Genomic DNA, 17,355 nt, shown 5'->3' with positions numbered 1-17,355 from the left:
TGCGCCGGGACCTTGCCGTGACTGCTCTGAGACCTACAGCGCGAGGCGCTCGCGCACGACGTCGGCGAGGGTCTCGGCCTGATGCCGGGCCTCGTCCTCCGAGGCCGCCTCGACCATCACGCGCACGAGCTGCTCGGTGCCCGACGGGCGCAGCAGCACGCGGCCCGAGACGCCGAGCGCCGCGGTGGCCCGGGCGACGGCATCCTGAACCACCTCGTCGGTGGCGGCGAGGGTGCGGTCGACGCCCTTCACGTTGATGAGCACCTGCGGGAAGACGGTCATGACCGACGCCAGTTCCGCCAGCGTGCGCCCGGTGCGGGCCATCTCGGCCACCAGGTGCAGCCCGGTGAGCAGGCCGTCGCCGGTGGTGGCGAACTCGCTCATGATGACGTGGCCGGACTGCTCGCCGCCGAGCGAGAAGCCGCCCTCGTTCATGCGCTCGAGCACGTACCGGTCGCCGACCGCGGTCGTCTCGACGTGGATGCCGTTGGCCGTCATCGCGCGGTGCAGACCGAGATTGCTCATGACGGTGGCGACGAGGGTGTCGTCCTTGAGCTGGCCGCGTGACTTCATCGACACCGCCAGGATCGCCATGATCTGGTCGCCGTCGACGACGTTGCCGTCGGCGTCGATCGCGAGGCACCGGTCGGCGTCGCCGTCGTGCGCGATGCCCACATCGGCGCCGGCATCCACCACCGCGCGCGCGAGCACGTCGAGGTGCGTCGAGCCGACGCCGTCGTTGATGTTGAGCCCGTCGGGGTCGGCGCCGATGACGGTGACACGCGCGCCCGCGTCGCGGAACGTCTCGGGAGAGACCCCGGATGCCGCACCGTGCGCGCAGTCGATGACCACGTGAAGCCCGTCCAGCCGGTGCGGCAGCGAGCCGAGCAGGTGCACGACGTAGCGGTCCTCGGCGTCGGCGAAGCGGCGGATGCGGCCGACCGCGGCACCGGTCGGCAGCAGCTTGTCGCCGGCCATCGCGGATTCGATGCGCGCCTCGACGACGTCGGGCAGCTTGACACCGCCGCGGGCGAAGATCTTGATGCCGTTGTCGGGAGCCGGGTTGTGCGAGGCCGACACCATGACGCCGAAGTCGGCGTCGATGTCGGCGATCAGGAACGCCGCGGCGGGCGTCGGCAGCACGCCGGCGTCGAGGACGTCGACACCCGACGAGGCGAGGCCTGCCGCGACCGCGGCCGAGAGGAACTCGCCCGACACGCGCGGATCGCGCGCGACGACGGCGGTGAGGCGCTTGCCGGCGGCCTTGCGGGCCTCGGCAGAACGGCCCTGGCCCAGGACGACGGCGGTCGCCTGGGCCAGGGACAGAGCGAGATCGGCGGTGAGGGGGCCGTTGGCCAGCCCCCTCACGCCATCCGTGCCAAAGATCGGCATGCGGAGGTGAAGCCGATCAGCGCTTCGAGTACTGCGGCGCCTTGCGGGCCTTCTTGAGACCGGCCTTCTTGCGCTCGATGACGCGGGCGTCGCGCGAGAGGAAGCCGGCCTTCTTGAGGGTCGGGCGGTTGTTCTCGGCGTCGATCTCGTTCAGCGCGCGGGCGATGCCGAGGCGGAGCGCACCGGCCTGACCCGAGGGGCCACCACCCGAGATGCGGACGATGACGTCGTACGCGCCGTTGAGGTTGAGCACCGTGAACGGGTCGGTGATGAGCTGCTGGTGGAGCTTGTTCGGGAAGTAGTCCTCGAACGCACGGCCGTTGACCGTGATGGTGCCCGAGCCGGGGATGACGCGCACGCGGGCGATGGCCTGCTTGCGACGGCCGACTGCGGCGCCCGAGACCGAGAGCACGGGGCGCTCGGCGGCGACGACGGTCTCGTCGATCGCGGTCTCGGTGGAGTAGCTGGTGGGGGTTTCTTCGATGTTCGCCATCAGTGTGTCCTGTTCTGTGCGGCGCTTACTGGGCGACCTGGTCGAAAACGTACGCGGTGGGCTTCTGCGCCGCGTGGGGGTGCTCCGCGCCGCGGTACACCTTGAGCTTCGACAGCTGGTCGCGGCCGAGCGAGTTCTTCGGGAGCATGCCGCGGACAGCCTTCTCGACGGCGCGCACGGGGTTCTTCTCGAGGAGCTCCGAGTAGGTGACCGACTTGAGGCCGCCCGGGTAGCCCGAGTGACGGTAGGCCTTCTTCTGCTCGAGCTTCTGGCCGGTGAGGGCCACCTTGTCGGCGTTGATGATGATGACGAAGTCGCCCTGGTCGATGTGGGGGGCGAACGTCGGCTTGTGCTTGCCACGCAGGAGCGCGGCGGCGTGCGAGGCGAGACGGCCGAGGACGACGTCAGTCGCGTCGATGACCAGCCACTCGCGCTGGGCTTCGCCAGCCTTGGGGGTGTAAGTGCGCGTCACAGTAGTGCTGCTTTCTTGATTCGAACGGAGAGGTTCGTGAATCCCACTCCGGGGTGGTTCCGCTCCGCTTCGGTCGTTGAGCGAGCGAAGCGAGACGAAACGGAACACGCCAGTGGAGGGCTCACGTTCGTGGTGCCGGGTCAGCTGAGCCGGACACCAAATGACAAGTCTACGTCATCGAAGAGACTCGGCCAAACCGCGCATTACCGCGCGGCGTCACCATAAGAGAAGCGCCACGCCGAGCGCGTTGTAGACGAGGTGGGCGGCGATGGCGCCTCCCAGCCGCCCGGTGAAGAGGGTGAGGATGCCGCACCCCAGCCCGACCAGCGCCCAGGCGACGATCTGCCCGAGAGTCGCACCCGCGTAGCTCGCCATATGCAAGAGGACGAACGCCGCGGTCGAGATCAGGATGGCCACCGCACCCGCGAGCAGACGGCCGGCGGCGAGCGCGTCGCCGAGCGCGCGCTGTACCAGTCCCCGGAAGTAGAGCTCCTCGATCAGCGGGGCCAGCACGACGGAGGCGATCGCCGCGACGACGACGGCCGCGGTGACGGTGCCGAACGGTCCCCCGAGCGTCCCCGTCGTGGGGACGAACAGCTCCACCACCGCGCGCAGCGCCAGTCCGACCGCCAGACCCGCGAGGACGTCGAGCCATCGCCACGGACGAAGGCCGGTCGCAGGACCGACTCGGCGCTCCGCACCGGCGACCACTGCAGCCGCGACCACGGCGAGGGCCAGTGGTGCGAGCACCAGCACGATGTCGAGCAGAGCGCCGCCGACCCCCTCAGGGCTCGGCCAGCCGGGTGAGCGCCGGGCGACGAGCAGGAGAAGGAGCGTGGCACCGAAGGCGATGGCCGCGATACCGATCGCGACCCACGGCCGCGACCACGCCCGACGCGCAGCAAGGACTCCCGGGCGGTCCTGCGACCGCTCGGGAGCCCTCAACGAGCTGCTCGTCAGCGCTGCGAGGCGCGACGACGGGCGACCGCCGCCGCGACCGCGATGCCGCCGATGCCGATGGCGCCGACACCCAGCCAGATGGCCGCGGCCGGAACCGTGCCACCCGTGGCGGGCAGTCCGGCACCACCCCCGCCGCCGGCCGCAGCGGTGACCGTGATGGTCGCCGAGCCGGTCACGGCGCTCTCATCCGGAGCCGTGCCCGAGGCCGTGACGGTGTAGCTGCCGGCGGTGGTCGGCGCCGTGAACACGGTGCTCACCGAACCCGACGCGTCGGCGGTCTTGGTGGCGGTGGTCGCGGTGAACACCAGCGAGGCGATCGAGCCGCCGGTCGAAGTGAACGACACGGTCGAGTTCGGCATGAACCCGGTACACGTGACGGTGGCGTTGCCCCCGACGGCAACAGACGTGGGGCTGACGGTGCAGGTGACGCTGCTCGGATACTCGGCCGCGGTCGCTGCTGCAGCACCACCACCGAAGACGAGCAGGCCCGCTGCAATCAGCGCGGGGAGGATTTTCTTGCGCATCGATCGAACTCCCGAAGTTCATTTCGAAGGGGGCAAGGTGCCCTTTCGTCAGGGATTTTCCCCGACGAGTCGCCACGTTACCCCCGCGTCGAAGCCCTGGCTACCCCTGAACGTTTCGCGCCGGTAAACGTTCGCTCGGAGCCATGCGCCCTCGTCACCCCCAGAAGGTGCCCACCAGCGCCAGTGCCACGAACATCGCGTTGTAGACGATGTGGACGAGCACCGCGCCCCAGATCCGGCCCGTGAGCATCACCAGCAGGGCGCACACGAGACCGAGCAGAGCGACCCCGACGACGGCTCCCGACCCCGCTGCGAGGCTGTGCGCGATCGCGAAAGCGAGGGTACTCACGACGACCGCCACCACTCCGGCCGAGACCTTGCCGAGCGGGCGGCGCAGCACCGTGTACACCGAGACGAGCAGCACACCGCGGAAGAAGAGCTCCTCGATGACCGGCGCAACGGTGACAGGGGCGAGCACGTCGGTGATCCACGTCCCCGCGGGCACCCGGCCGTCGACGCGCAGCAGCGACGGGAAGGCGCCCGACGCGGCATCCCCGGCCGACAGCCATCCCTGCACGACGCGCAGAGCACCCCCGAGCACGAGTCCGTAGAGCACGTCGATGCCCCGCACCCGCAGCAGGCCCGCGGGGCGCGACATCGAGAAGGCCCACACCACGACCACGAGCATCGCCACGAGCGGAACGATCGACGCGGCGATCGCGGTCCAGCCGGCCGGGTTCAGCATCGCCAGCGCGGCCGAGCACAGTACGCCCGCGCCGAGGGCGAGGAGGGATGCCGCGATCAGCCACTCGCGCCACCGCAGAACCGTGCGTCCGCCGAGGCGCCAGTCAGTGCGCGGGGCACGCCGGCCAGAACGGGACTGCGGAGCGCCGGTGCCCTCATCCGCCGGTGGCGGGGGCGGTGGGATCTCGGCCCACGCGATCTCGCCGAAGGCAGACTCGGCGACCGGTGCCGACGGCGGATTCTCGCCCGGCACCCGCGCTGCCGTGGCGTGCGGCTCGATAGGCTGGTCGCGCACGCGCCCACGTTACCCTGCTCCGTGGAGGCCACCCGGTGTTCGAGATCCTCGCGGTGTGCACCGGCAACATCTGCCGGTCGCCGCTGGCCGAACAGCTGCTGCGGCTGCGTCTCTCGGACCTGCGCCCGCGTGTCGCGAGCGCGGGCACCCGGGGCCTCCCCGCCGCGCAGATGACACCTGAAGCAGCGCACATCGCCGTCGCGCTGGGGGTTCCGTCCTCAGAGACGCTGGCGCACCGATCGCGCTGGCTGACCGAGCAGCACCTCACGTCGCCCGATCTGATCCTCACCATGACCCGTGACCACCGCCGCGCGGTCGCCGAACTGGCGCCGTCGCGACTGCGATCGACCTTCACCGTGCGCGAGTTCGCGCGGTTGGCGCAGGCCGCGCCGGCGGACGAGCTTCGCGCCGCAGCATCCACCGCACCCGACGACTCGGCGCGCGTGCGCGCGGTCGCCGCCGTCGTCGCGTCGTACCGGGGGCTCTCGCCCGCACCCGACGACGCCGCGGACGACGACGTGATCGACCCGTTCGGGCAGCCCTGGAGCACGTACCTCACCTCTGCGCAGCAGCTCACGCCCGCCGTCGACAGCATCGCGCGCACCCTGCGGAGCGCATTGGGCTGATCGCGCTCCCCCCGCGGCCCACACCCCTGTGGAACAATGGCCGGATCACCGCCACCTTCGAGAGGCAGCATGGAGCTCACCGACTACATTCGGATCCTGCGCAAGAACTGGGTGATCATCGTCGTGGCCACTCTCGTGGGCATCGGCGTCGGCGCCGTCTGGTCGCTCACGCGCACCCCGGAGTACGAAGCGCAGAGCACGGTGTTCGTATCGACGCAGGCCGGATCGACGATCCAGGAACTGCAACAGGGGTCGAGCTTCACGCAGTCACGTGTGCAGACGTACTCCAACCTCGTGACCACCCCCATCGTCATGAACCCGGTCATCGCCGAGCTCGATCTCGGCATGACAGCGGGCGAACTGGGCGCCGAGGTCGAGGCATCCGCCGCTCTCAACACCACCCTGATCACCATCACGGTCACCGACACCGACCCGGTGCGTGCGGCCGACATCGCGAACGCGCTGGGTGCTTCGCTGACCTCGGCGGTCGAGAAGCTCGAGACGCCGAACGGCACCGAGACGAGCCCCGTGCGCCTGTCGCGGGTGAAGGACGCGCTGCCGCCGCTCACCCCGTCGAGCCCGAACGTCCCGCTCAACCTGGCGCTCGGGGGGCTCATCGGCCTCGCGCTCGGCATCGGCATCGCGGTGCTGCGCGCCGTGCTCGACACGCGCCTGCGCACACCCCGCGACGTCGAGCAGATCACCGATCGACCTATCATCGGCGCGATCGCGTTCGATCCGCGTGCGAAGGAGCGTCCGCTCATCGTGCACGCCGATCCGCTGAGCCCTCGAGCGGAGTCGTTCCGCGCGCTGCGCACGAACCTGCAGTTCCTCGACATGGGCGGGCGGTCGTCGTTCGTCATCACGTCGAGCGTGCCCAATGAGGGCAAGTCGACGAGCACGATCAACCTGGCCATCGCCCTCGCCGATGCGGGCAAGAAGGTCGCGCTGCTCGACACCGACCTGCGTAAGCCGAAGGTCGCCGAGTACCTGGGCATCGAAGGCGGCGTGGGGCTCACCGACGTGCTGATCGGGCGCGCCCGGCTGAGCGACGTGATGCTCCCGTGGGGCAACCGCAGCCTCTACGTGCTGCCCGCGGGCAAGGTCCCGCCTAACCCGAGCGAGCTGCTCGGCTCTGACAACATGCACACGCTGCTCGAGGTGCTCGAGCGTGACTTCGACGTCGTGCTGTGCGACGCGCCCCCTCTTCTGCCGGTGACGGATGCCGCCATCCTGGCGAAGGCCACCAGCGGCGCGATCGTGATGGTCTCGGCCGGCCACACCAACCGCCATCAGCTGTCGAGCGCGCTCGACGCGCTCGAGACCGTCGGCGCACGCATCGCGGGCATCACGCTCACGATGGTGCCGACCCGTGGCCCGGACGCCTACGCGTACGGATACGGCTACGGGTACGGCGGTGGCTACGGTTACAGCCAGCGCCCGGACGCGAAGGCATCGAAGCGCGCGCGTGGCACACAGGCGTCGGCCGCGTCGAGCAAGCCCGACGAACCGGCATCCACTCGCGCAGCAGCGCCGCCCGCGACCGACGGCATCGAGATCCCGCCGCGTCCGGCGCAGCCGGTCGCTCCCGCGGCCTCATCCCGTCGCGCGCAGCAGAGCGCCGCGGCCGACGGTACCGGCACCGTGACCCTCGACGACATCGTCCGTCAAGCCGGCAGCGCTCCCGGCACGTCCAGCCCCGGCGACCCGCTCCCCTGATCCCGGGTACGCGCGTGGACCGCACCGGCATGTCGAGGTGGCTCGCCATCGCCGCGGTGGGCGCACTCGTCGTGGTCGTGGCCGTGCTGGCGGTCGTGGCCTACGAGCACGCCCATCCGCCGTCGCCGACCGGCAAGGCCGAGCCCGTGCCGACGTTCACGCTCGGCGTGCGGGTGCCGACGCCCACTCCGACGGTCGACCCGGACGTCGTACCGCCGGCGCAGCGCAGGCTGCTGGCGACGGGCGGCGAGCTGTGGTGGCGCACGACCGTGGGCGCATGCAACGGTCCGGCGCCGATCGTAGAGCGCTCGACCGACCGCGGCGCGACCTGGACCACCGTGACCCCGAACTACCTCGGCATCTCGCAGGTGCAGACGCTCTCGGCGTTCTCGGCGCGTGACGCCGAGCTTGTCGCCGCGATGACCGCCTGCGACGCCCAGGCGCTGCGCACCTATACGCGTGGCGAGTTCTGGGAGTCGTATCCGGACGTGCTGGCGGCATCCCGCTACGTCGATCCGAAGGATGCCGGTTCGGTGCGGCTCCCGTCCGGCCCGGTCGCGGCACCCTGCAAGGCGGCCTGGGGACTGCATGCCGAAGGCCCGGTGGTCGCCCTGGTGTGCGACGAGCTCGCGTGGTCGTGGTCGGGCTCGGAGTGGTTGCAGCTCGCGCCGGAGGGAGTCGTGGCACTAGCGATCGACGGCAGCGATGTGCTCGTCGCGCATGAGGATGCCGGGTGCCCGGGCGTCGCCGTGTCGCGCATCGCTGTGAGTGCGCCCGACACAGCGACGCCCATCGGCTGCGCGGAGTCCGCAGACCCGACCGCGCCCATCGCGATCGATGACGCCGGTGGTTCGGTCACGATGTGGACGGGCCCGACTTTTCTCGAAATCACCCCCTGACCTGGATGCCGCATCCTGCTAGCCTCCAATTCAGGGACCGTTTCATGACGACACCGGACTCGACTTTGCACGATTCAGCCGACCCCACATCGGCTGGCTGGTCGAGTCCTGCGAACACGAGGAACCCCACTGTGACGTCGACAAACATCGACGCGACACCGGCGTCGCAGAATCACGGCGAGTCCGCCGATAGTGTTCCTGGAGCGCTCTCCGAGGCCGCGTCCGACGAGCGATCGAGGCGCGACTGGCGGTCGTCCTACGCGCGTCGGCTTCGAGCGAGCGACTTCCTCGTACTCGTGTGGGTCGTCTACGGCACCCAGATCCTGTGGCTCGGCATCGAGCCGCCACGGGTGTCGGGACTCGACGAGCTGAACTACTGGATCTTCTCGGCCGGGCTGGTTGTCGGGTGGATGGTCGCTCTGGGCCTGATCGACTCCCGCGACTATCGCGTGATCGGTACCGGTACGACCGAGTATGTCCGGGTCGCTGATGCGAGCCTGCGCCTGTTCGGACTGATCGCGATTGCCGCCTTCCTGCTGCGCGTCGACATCGCGCGCGGGTACTTGATCATCGCGCTCCCCCTGGGAATCGGGATGCTGGTCCTCGAGCGATATCTTTGGCGCCAGTGGCTCGTCGCCCACCGCAGACTCGGTGAGTATTCGGCACAGGTACTTCTGGTGGGGTCGGAGACGTCGGTCGCTCAGATCGCTCGTGAGCTCACACGCACGTCAGCGACGGGCTACCGAGTGGTCGGGGCCTGTGTACCGCGCGGCGGGTCGGGCGCAACGGTGGCTGACACCGATATCCCGATCGTCGGTTCCGTCGACGCCGTCGAGCGCGCCATCGCGATCACCGGGGCCGACACTGTCGCCATCACCAGCACCGACGACCTGCCGCCATATAAGGTGAAGCAGATTTCCTGGGAGCTCGAGTCGGGCCGCCAGCATCTCGTCCTCGCTCCCAGCATCATCGACATCGCCGGCCCTCGCATCCACAGCCGTCCGGTGTCGGGGCTCCCACTGATTCACGTGGAGACTCCTCGATTCTCCGGTGGCCAGCGATTCACGAAGCGCACTTTCGACATCCTCGTGTCCTCGCTGCTGATCGTGGTGTTGTCTCCGGTGCTTCTGGTCGTGGCACTGGCGGTGAAGGCCTCCGACCCCGGCGCTGTGCTGTTCTCGCACGAACGCATCGGCCGCGGCGGCAAGCCATTCTCGATGCTGAAGTTCCGCTCTATGCGGGTGGGTGCCGAGGATGAGCTGGATGCGCTGTTGAAGGCGCAGGGAACGGGAGAGATCCCCCTCTTCAAGGTGAAGGACGATCCGCGGGTCACGCCACTCGGACGCTTCCTGCGCAAGTACTCGATCGACGAGCTGCCGCAGCTGTGGAACGTGCTCGCCGGCTCGATGAGCTTGGTCGGGCCTCGGCCTCAGATCGCCGCAGAAGTGGCACTGTACTCGGATGCCGCCCGCCGCCGTCTGCTCGCACGTCCCGGTATCACCGGGCTCTGGCAGGTGAGCGGGCGGAGCGAGCTCTCATGGGAAGACGCCGTGAAGCTCGACCTGTACTACGTGGAGAACTGGTCGCTGCTCGGCGACATCGCGATCCTGATGAAGACTCTCAAGGCCGTCGCCGCCCCCGGCAGCTCGGCACGTTGATGGCAGCGACGCAGCGGCCTTCAATGGGCCCCACGGTGCGAGAGTGAGGGAGGGGCGACCATTGATCCGAATGCTCGTCGCGTCACACCGCGAGGCGGTTCATCCGGTGGACCCCGCATACTTGCCTGTCCACGTCGGAAAGGCGCGATCGGATCTCAACCTCGGGTATCAGTCGGATGCTGACGGGGCGAATATATCGCTGAAGAACGAGTCCTACTGTGAGCTGACGGCGATCTACTGGGCGTGGAAGAATCTGCAGGCCGATGCGATCGGCCTCAGCCACTACCGGCGCTACTTCCGTGGTGATGCGCCGGGCCCGAGTGGCTCGAACGTGCTCTCCGGGAACCAGATGACCGAGATCATGGCGAAGAGCGACATCGCCATCGGCCGACCGCGGAACTACGTCGTCGAAACTGTGGAGTCGCACTATAGACACGGCCATCACGGCAGTGACCTGGATGCTGTGCGCATGATCCTGGCTGATGCAGCACCCGATTACGTGCCCAGCTTCGAAGCTGTCATGCAAAGCCGCCGACTGTCGCTCTACAACATGTTCCTCATGCGCGCAGAGGTCTTCAATTCATACGCGGCCTGGCTGTTCCCCATCCTTGAGGCCAGCGAACCGCTCATCGATAACGCAAAGCGCGATTCATACCAGCGACGGACCCAAGGCTATCTCGGTGAACGCCTGCTGAATGTCTGGGTTCGCGCGAACATGCGCGAGTTTCGAGTCAAGTTGCTTCCGATCGTCAACACGGAAGGCGAGCCCAAACTGACGAAAGGCGTCAATATGCTTCGGCGAAAAGTGTCGGGAAGCCGGCGTGCCTGATCAGCTGAGTCGCATGCGCGCCTTCTTCGCCCATCGCAGCCCGACAATGGGGGCGTACCAACGGCGCCAGATCACGACGAAGAGCAGCTTCCGCCCAACACTGGCCCGGCTGAGCCTGCCCGAAGTCATCAGTCCTCCCGTGATGACGAACTGGCGGCGAAACGCCCGGTAGGCAGATCGCGACACCCCCGATGCAGGTGCATCCGGATTCGAGAAGACATTGTTGACCGCATCCTTGATCAACTCCAGGGCGTACATCTGTAGCGCCATGTCGGAGACGTGCCCCGAACGACCGGCCGTCTCCATGATTCGCAAATAGCTGTCCAGGATTTCTGGCCTGTACCGGTTGGAGATGGATCCTTTGATGTCGACGCGATACTCGACGAGAGGGTCATCGATGATGACTATCCTCGGGTCCCTGCCCAAGAGACGGATCATCCATTCTGCGTCCGACCGTTTCACGATCGAGCCGTCGAACCTGAGCTCGTTGTCGAGAAGGAAGGCTCGGCGGACGAACTTCGACCACGGAACCCCGATCACGAACGACGGCGATTCACGACCGACAGAATAGAGATCGAACATCTCTTCAAGAAGGCCTGCAGGCGTCGCACCGGCTTCATACGCAGCGAGCGAGTAGGTCTCCGTCACCGGTCCACCATCGGCACTGAACCCACACCCGCTGGTGAGGACAACGTCCATGCCCGACAAGTTGGACAGTCGGCCCCAAGCCTCTGCCTGCGGCCGCACTCTGTCGTCGGGGTCGACGAAGGTGAGCCAGTCCCCTTTCGCCAGGTCGATTCCAAGGTTACGCGCGGCCGCCACGCCCGAGTTCTCCTGACGCACGTACCGGGCCCGCTCGTCGGAATGCGGCAGATCGGCCAGATAGGCGACGAGTTGCTCGTCGGTCGACCCGTCGTCGACGATGATCAGCTCAATCGGTGTATCGACCGCGAGCAAGGATTCGATGGCCTGCCGTACCCAGTCCCGTCTGACGTTGAAGACGGGCACCACGACGCTCACCAGCGAATCCATCCAGCTATTCCGTCCGTCGGAGACACCCTGCTGTCCACAACCTATCCTGCCCGCGGTCTCACACCCGCCAGCAGACCGAACGGCGCCATGCAACCGGAGACGCGTAGAACCCCGAGGGTCTGGGCGGCAGCGAGACTACGGTGCCAAGATGGGTCGCATGCGAGCGTCGGACAGCACCGGTCGTGTCACGGCCGGCAACGCGATGATCCCGGTCGGGGTCGCACTCACCGTGCTCAGCATTCCGCTCGGGATCGAGTTGCCCGTGAAGGGGCTCTCCGTCGCAAGTCTGTTGCAGGTCGCAGCCGTTCTGTGCCTCCTGCCCGCTAGCCGATGGTTCTCGCGGAACGACGTGCTGCTGCTCGCCGCGCTCACCGTCTCGCTTCCCGTGTCGTTCCTGCCTCTGACGCTTATCACGGATCACGAACCAGCATGGCTGCAGATCATCTTCTTCGAGATCTGCTTCGTCCAGCTCTTCCTGTTCATTCGGGCATCGCAGCACTACCCCGTAAGGATCATTTCTCGGCTCTGGGTCAACATCGCTGCAGCGACGGCGATCGTCGTGGGTGGTTACGAATTTCTCTTCGATCGCCAGGGTTACCTGACCCTGTACTTCGACGATAAATCACACGCGGCGGTCGCGCTCACCTGTCTGGCATTCCTCGTGCTGTGGGTCAATGACAGTTTCATCAGCATGCCCATCGCAATACTGCTGTACTTCGTCTCGATGGCTACCGCTTCGCGCTTGGTGCTTTTCGCCATGCCGTTCCTTGCCATCGCAGTCCTGCTCGCCTACGCCAAATCTCGTCGGCGCGCCCGCAACGCGCTCGCCGTCTATGGCCACCATCTGCTGTTGTTCGCTACCCCCGTGCTGACGCTATGGCTGGCCGCCACATCGCTTACCGATAATTTGGCGTCTCGGCTTTCCGCCACTGATCAAGCAGCAGCGAAGTCGACCCTGGCACACTTCGAGTTGATCAGGCTGGCGTTCGAGGTCAAAGTGAGCAACATCTCGTTCCTCCTCTTCGGAATGGGTCCAGGAGGATTCGCGGACGCCGTGACCACCTCTGGCATCGACACAAACCGGCTCGCTGCATACGACCCGGCATCCTATCGGAATGTGCTCCTGGGCTGGCAACCGGTGCACTCTGCCACGGTGTCAATTCTGACAGAATTCGGAATTGTCGTTTCGATATCGGCAATCGTTCTCGTGGTGGCCATCTTCTCGGCGCTCATTCGACGTCGAGAATGGACGATGCTCCTCCTCCTCATCAGCGTGCTGATCATGACGACGTTCTATTCCAGCCACAACGAGCCATTCTTCACAGCTGTGCTGTGCCTGGTAGCCGCATGCGCTTTTGGAGTCGACGCGACATTCCCGCTTCGACAGGGGGTTGAAGCGCCCGTGAGCGCACGTGATGGGTCGTTGCGAGGCCGGACGTAGCCGCGCCCGTGGCATCAATCGACTGGACTCGCGCTGTGGTGCAGCGACAGTTGAGAAGCGATTCTGGTCAGCTCGTCGCGCGCCGCCCGCATCTTCGGTGCAAGCTCCCGCCGGGATTCCAGCACGTGGTCCAGGTATATCGCGAGCTCTCGCTCGTCAGCCTCACCAGGAATCGCAGCCAAATCGAACCCGGCGGCGCGAAGGGTTCGACCGGTCTTCATGTCGGCGTGCCCCAGTAGTGCCCCCGGCGCGGCGCCCTCAACCATGCCGAGGATCAACCCGTGCACTCGATTCCCGAGCACGATGACAGATCGCGCATACATCGCTCGGACGTCTTGCTCCAACTGTTCGAGAGGACGGTCAGTCCCCCCGACATGAAGAGCGCCAAGTGAGCTCGCGAGTCGTCGATTCGCCTCGACATCGCGCCGAACTTGACTGACCACGACCAACTGATATCCGCGATCAGCTGCCCAAGCCTGGACGGCGCCCAGTGCCGTCGGCGACGGAAGTGGCTTGTCGGCCCGGTAGCACAGAGCCACGAACGACCTCGGCTCTCCGGCGTTGCTCGCCGGCAGGGCAAAGGCCCAGTCGGGCGCCACGTGGCCCCGCCCGAACAAGTCCCGGGACTGCTGGTCTCGCCAGATGTTGATTCGCGCGAGCCGGCACGCGAGCTCATGTCCGAGGCTGAGCGGTCGTTGTCTATCGCGGGCGCCGATTCCCACCCTGATGCCTGGGTTTGCCCGAAAACGACCGATGGCAAGGAGCCATACCGCGGTCAACCCGATGAGGAACTCATGCCACGACGACGAGATCTCACCCGGGTTGGCAACGAAAACCGCGCTACTTCGTCGGGCCATTCCTCGGGTGGCAGCGATCAGCCATCTGAATCGGGAGCGATAGACACGGGTCCGGTCGTTCAGATCGAGGGCGGCAACGTAATCCTCCGGCGCCCGACCGATGAACACGTGCCAGTCTCCGAGGCGGGCGAGTTGACTCACCATCGCGCGACGCAGAATGCTGTCGCCCAGGTTGTCGTACTGGCCGGTGAGGATCGTGTAAACCGATCGCGGATGGTGGTCTGCCGGTTGGCTCCGCTTCCTCACAGTCCCGCCCCGCGGTCGCTTTGGGCGCACGGCGTTCGCGCCGCCGTCTCACGGAGAGGTCTGGCCGGAACCCCCACCACGACCAACCCCGCCGCGATGTCGGTGACCACTGCTGCCTGCGCACCGACCGTTGCGCCGGGTCCGACTCGACGGCCGGGAATGACGGTCGCCCCTGCCCCGAGGAACGTGTACTCCTCGATGGTCGCACCGCCGGTCACGGTGCAGCCGGGGCTGAGAGTGGCGAAGTCGCCGATCGTGACATCGTGACTGACCGAGCTTGCAACGTTGATGTGAACATGCGCGCCGATGCGCACATCAGTGGAGACAGTCACGCGCGGAAATACGACGAGGCCCCGCAGATGAGTCACCGTGGGCCCGATGAGGGCATCGTCGTGGATGAAGCTCACAAATCGCGCGCCTCGTGCCTCGAGGGATAGCGCCACGCTCGCCCGATCGACAGGATCGCCGATGGCACAGATGAAGAGGTCCTCGGCATTCGGGATGAAGTCGCGAATCGTTCCGGTCAACGGTGCACCCAGGGGCTTCGCCGGTTCGACGTCATTTATGAACGCAATGTGCTGGATTCCATGCTCGCCCAGGAACCGCGGCGAGGAACGAACCCACGTGAGGATCTCGCGGCCATGACCACCCGCTCCTGCGATCACCAATCTCGTCATCCGGCCTCGCCCTTCGGATCGTCCGGCGCTGGGCGCCGCAGCATTCCTATCCATGCTCGTCTACAGGCTACGAGGCCTATCACTCCGTACGTCACCCAGATCGCGGGCACCGTGACCACTCCGGCTTCGTCCGAGATCACTATCGAGACGATGGCCAGTACGATCGCAAGCCCCATGAGCAGATGAATGCGCACGCGTGGGTAGCGGTACCAGATCCGCGCCGAAGCCTCGGTCTTCATGACGAAGAGCAGCCAGAACGACATTGCCGCGGCAATCACGGATCCACTGGCACCGAGCGGCGGGACGAGGACGAGGTTCAGGCCGATTCCGGCGGCGAGCGCGACCACCGTCGCAACGAGTGCGAATGACGTGCGCCTTGTGACACCGATGCCAGCGCTCGTGATCTCACTCAACGTATAGAGCAGCGGTTGAGCCACCGTGCCGATCACGAGGTAGATCACCGATGAGTACTCATTCGGGAGGATGAAGTCCAGCGTCCATGAGAACGTACCGACGGCCGCGAACGCAAGGGCCACAATGGCCAGTCCCCGATCACGCACCTTCTCGACGAGTTCCACGTGCACGCCTTCCGACACCCTGCGATACAGAATCGGAGCCCAAACGATTGAGAAGATCGACTGGATCACCGTGGCGACACCCGCAACGCTCACGGCGACCGAATACACTCCGAGTTCCTCAAAGGTCGAGCGTCCCCGCAGGGCGAAGCTCCCCACTGCCGCCAGGGAGACTGACGCCAATGAGGCAAGACACAGCGAGACGCTGTACGCGAGCATGCGTCGCATCAGCCCTAGGCTCTCGCCGTCTATCCGGGCCCGCGTCCAGGTATGCCAGGTACCGATCGCGAGCGGAACCAGCGCGAGCATGGTGGCAGAGACGAAGAACACCATCAGCACGGCGAAGGTCGAGGGTAGTAGCGAACCGATCAAGACGACTGCCGCTACCAGCGCGAGTTTCGGCACCGACTGCGACACCGCGAAGAGCAGTCCCCGCTCCTCCATGCGGACGACAAGCGAGAGCGACCTCACGGCGATCGTCGTCGCGATGGTGGCCAGCACCCCCCACGCCCACATCGGCTCGTCCACGCCGAAAAGCAGCCGCGAGATCTGTCCCGGCCAGATCGCCGTGACAAACGTGAGCAGGATCAGCAACGCGACGGGGGGCACCAGCGATGCCGCGAAGATCGCCGACTTCGTGCGGTACTCGTGGTACTCACGGACATAGGCCTGGTCGAGTCCGAGGAACGCGAGCACCATGGCGAGACTCGCAGTGGTCTGCAAGATGTTCAATCGCCCGACGTCGGCGGCTTCGTAGTGCCATGCAACGACGGGAATGGTGATCGCACCTGCCGCAGCCGCGACGATCGGGCCGAGGGCGAACTGCGCGATCCTGCTGACTCTCAAGGCCTCGCGCGCTCCTCTGCTACCGTCATGCGGCGCGAGCGTCGAGTATGCGGATCACGTTCGCGACGTTCTGCTTTACGACCTCGTCGCCCCAGAGAGCTTCGAGCACAAGCCTGTTCTGAACTGTTTGAGGATCATCGAGGCGGCCCGCGGCGAATCCGTCGGAGACGAGATCGCTGAGTCGCCGTACGACAGCCCCGTGCTCGGCGAGGAACGTGTATACGGGGCTGTCGTCGTGCAGAATGACATCCGCGCCGGCCCATAGCGAGATGATGATGTTGCCGAGAGCTTTCTGGCGTCGTTGTCCCATCACTGCGTGCCGACAATTCATGACAATCGCCGCGTACTCGTCGAACGGCACGCGTTCGACCAGCGGAACGAAGTCGCCACCGAACGCATTGCGTCCAGCCGAGACAACAGCCGAGATGTACGCAGGGTCACCGTCGTAGCTAAGTGGAACTACTACTTTTCGACCGTCGAGCGGCAACGACCCCAGCTTCGCGAACACATCCAAGTGATTGTTCGTCACGTCCGCGGAGTTGCCGACGATGATGTCTTCGCCTGTCACCTCACCGCCCAGCGATTGCAGGTCGCTGAGCGCCGCATAGTTCAATTGAATGTACTCAGCACTCGAATGAGGAAACCGGCGCTGGAACACTTCGTAGTCTGTGTCAATCGGAGCGGAGAACAGATCCGTCCTCTTCGCCGCAGCATTCCTCAAGCGGGTCGTCACGGCGGCCTTGATCTTTCGGAGAGGCGGGCCCGAGTTGACCTTCCGCTCGGCGTCGATCGCTGCAGTCATCGGGTCCAGCAGGTCCGCATGGATCGACTTGCCGTCGCCGTAGTAGTCCCAGCCGTATCCGCTCCACACCACCGTCGCTCGCGGGTGCGCGAGCACCGCACCCAGCGCCGCCGCGTTGGTCATGTTGTGGAATATCACCGCATCATACGCACGGATGCGCCTGAGTCCTGCGATCCGCTGGATCAGACCTGGGCCGACCACCGTCAGATGCTCGGAGGCAATCGGATATCGGAGTGTCCGGGCGGCATCGGTGGAGCTCACGATGTAG

Annotated in this window: 17 protein-coding genes; 6 read left to right on the top strand and 11 right to left on the bottom strand. The window is 66.4% G+C overall.

Features of this window, described 5'->3' with window-relative positions; all coding sequences use genetic code 11:
- Positions 1-33: 33 nt before the first annotated feature.
- From glmM to FB391_RS01945, 6 genes are all read right to left on the bottom strand, one after another.
- Positions 34-1,392, bottom strand: coding sequence for a phosphoglucosamine mutase (glmM, locus tag FB391_RS01970; RefSeq protein WP_141892609.1), 1,359 nt, complete (start codon positions 1,390-1,392; stop codon positions 34-36).
- 16 nt (positions 1,393-1,408) lie between these two features.
- On the bottom strand, positions 1,409-1,885 hold the full coding sequence (gene rpsI / locus FB391_RS01965; protein WP_141892608.1) for a 30S ribosomal protein S9: 477 nt from the start codon (positions 1,883-1,885) through the stop codon (positions 1,409-1,411).
- Between the two features lie 25 nt (positions 1,886-1,910).
- On the bottom strand, positions 1,911-2,357 hold the full coding sequence (gene rplM / locus FB391_RS01960; protein ID WP_141892607.1) for a 50S ribosomal protein L13: 447 nt from the start codon (positions 2,355-2,357) through the stop codon (positions 1,911-1,913).
- A 216-nt stretch (positions 2,358-2,573) separates the two neighbouring features.
- On the bottom strand, positions 2,574-3,302 hold the full coding sequence (locus FB391_RS01955) for a CPBP family intramembrane glutamic endopeptidase (RefSeq protein ID WP_185842895.1): 729 nt from the start codon (positions 3,300-3,302) through the stop codon (positions 2,574-2,576).
- A gap of 11 nt (positions 3,303-3,313) precedes the next feature.
- Positions 3,314-3,841, bottom strand: coding sequence for a hypothetical protein (locus FB391_RS01950; RefSeq protein WP_141892605.1), 528 nt, complete (start codon positions 3,839-3,841; stop codon positions 3,314-3,316).
- 154 nt (positions 3,842-3,995) lie between these two features.
- Positions 3,996-4,880: a CPBP family intramembrane glutamic endopeptidase gene (locus tag FB391_RS01945; RefSeq protein WP_141892604.1), complete on the bottom strand. Its 885-nt coding sequence runs from the start codon at positions 4,878-4,880 to the stop codon at positions 3,996-3,998.
- A gap of 35 nt (positions 4,881-4,915) precedes the next feature.
- On the opposite strand from FB391_RS01945, the gene FB391_RS01940 reads away from it, so the two are divergent.
- The 5 genes from FB391_RS01940 to FB391_RS01920 all read left to right on the top strand — a co-directional run bounded on the left by FB391_RS01940 (position 4,916) and on the right by FB391_RS01920 (position 10,611).
- Positions 4,916-5,506 (top strand): arsenate reductase/protein-tyrosine-phosphatase family protein, encoded by a 591-nt coding sequence (locus FB391_RS01940; RefSeq protein ID WP_141892603.1) that lies wholly within the window; start codon positions 4,916-4,918, stop codon positions 5,504-5,506.
- Positions 5,507-5,575: 69 nt separating this feature from the next.
- Positions 5,576-7,225 (top strand): tyrosine-protein kinase domain-containing protein, encoded by a 1,650-nt coding sequence (locus FB391_RS01935; protein ID WP_141892602.1) that lies wholly within the window; start codon positions 5,576-5,578, stop codon positions 7,223-7,225.
- 14 nt (positions 7,226-7,239) lie between these two features.
- The gene (locus FB391_RS01930; RefSeq protein ID WP_141892601.1) at positions 7,240-8,124 is read left to right on the top strand and encodes a hypothetical protein; all 885 of its coding nucleotides are present in this window, start codon (positions 7,240-7,242) and stop codon (positions 8,122-8,124) included.
- A 131-nt stretch (positions 8,125-8,255) separates the two neighbouring features.
- Positions 8,256-9,782 carry a sugar transferase gene (locus FB391_RS01925; RefSeq protein ID WP_246093317.1) on the top strand — a complete coding sequence of 509 codons (1,527 nt, stop codon included), beginning with the start codon at positions 8,256-8,258 and terminating at the stop codon, positions 9,780-9,782.
- Positions 9,783-9,852: 70 nt separating this feature from the next.
- The gene (locus FB391_RS01920; protein ID WP_141892599.1) at positions 9,853-10,611 is read left to right on the top strand and encodes a DUF4422 domain-containing protein; all 759 of its coding nucleotides are present in this window, start codon (positions 9,853-9,855) and stop codon (positions 10,609-10,611) included.
- Here the strand turns inward: FB391_RS01920 and FB391_RS01915 are convergent, their stop codons facing one another.
- Positions 10,612-11,631, bottom strand: a complete 1,020-nt coding sequence (locus FB391_RS01915) for a glycosyltransferase family A protein (protein WP_185842894.1) — start codon at positions 11,629-11,631, stop codon at positions 10,612-10,614.
- Positions 11,632-11,800: 169 nt separating this feature from the next.
- On the opposite strand from FB391_RS01915, the gene FB391_RS01910 reads away from it, so the two are divergent.
- A complete protein-coding gene (locus FB391_RS01910) occupies positions 11,801-13,084 on the top strand; it encodes a hypothetical protein (RefSeq protein WP_185842893.1) in 1,284 nt (427 codons plus the stop codon).
- Positions 13,085-13,098: 14 nt separating this feature from the next.
- Here FB391_RS01910 and FB391_RS01905 read toward each other — a convergent pair whose 3' ends face one another.
- Genes FB391_RS01905 through FB391_RS01890 form a run of 4 tightly spaced genes read right to left on the bottom strand, consistent with a single transcriptional unit; the run spans position 13,099 to position 17,348 of the window.
- Entirely contained in the window at positions 13,099-14,187 is a 1,089-nt protein-coding gene (locus FB391_RS01905; RefSeq protein WP_141892596.1) for a polysaccharide pyruvyl transferase family protein, read from the bottom strand.
- Positions 14,184-14,864 (bottom strand): acetyltransferase, encoded by a 681-nt coding sequence (locus FB391_RS01900; RefSeq protein ID WP_185842892.1) that lies wholly within the window; start codon positions 14,862-14,864, stop codon positions 14,184-14,186. Before FB391_RS01900 ends, FB391_RS01905 begins: the two co-directional genes overlap by 4 nt.
- Positions 14,861-16,285, bottom strand: a complete 1,425-nt coding sequence (locus FB391_RS01895) for a lipopolysaccharide biosynthesis protein (protein WP_141892594.1) — start codon at positions 16,283-16,285, stop codon at positions 14,861-14,863. The genes FB391_RS01900 and FB391_RS01895 overlap by 4 nt, the downstream gene beginning before the upstream one ends.
- 25 nt (positions 16,286-16,310) lie before the next feature.
- Positions 16,311-17,348, bottom strand: coding sequence for a TDP-N-acetylfucosamine:lipid II N-acetylfucosaminyltransferase family protein (locus FB391_RS01890; protein WP_185842891.1), 1,038 nt, complete (start codon positions 17,346-17,348; stop codon positions 16,311-16,313).
- Positions 17,349-17,355 lie beyond the last annotated feature (7 nt).

Origin of the sequence: Microbacterium kyungheense (assembly GCF_006783905.1) — a bacterium.
Classification (GTDB): Bacteria; Actinomycetota; Actinomycetes; order Actinomycetales; family Microbacteriaceae; genus Microbacterium; species Microbacterium kyungheense.
This window is presented reverse-complemented; position numbering and strand designations above follow the sequence as displayed.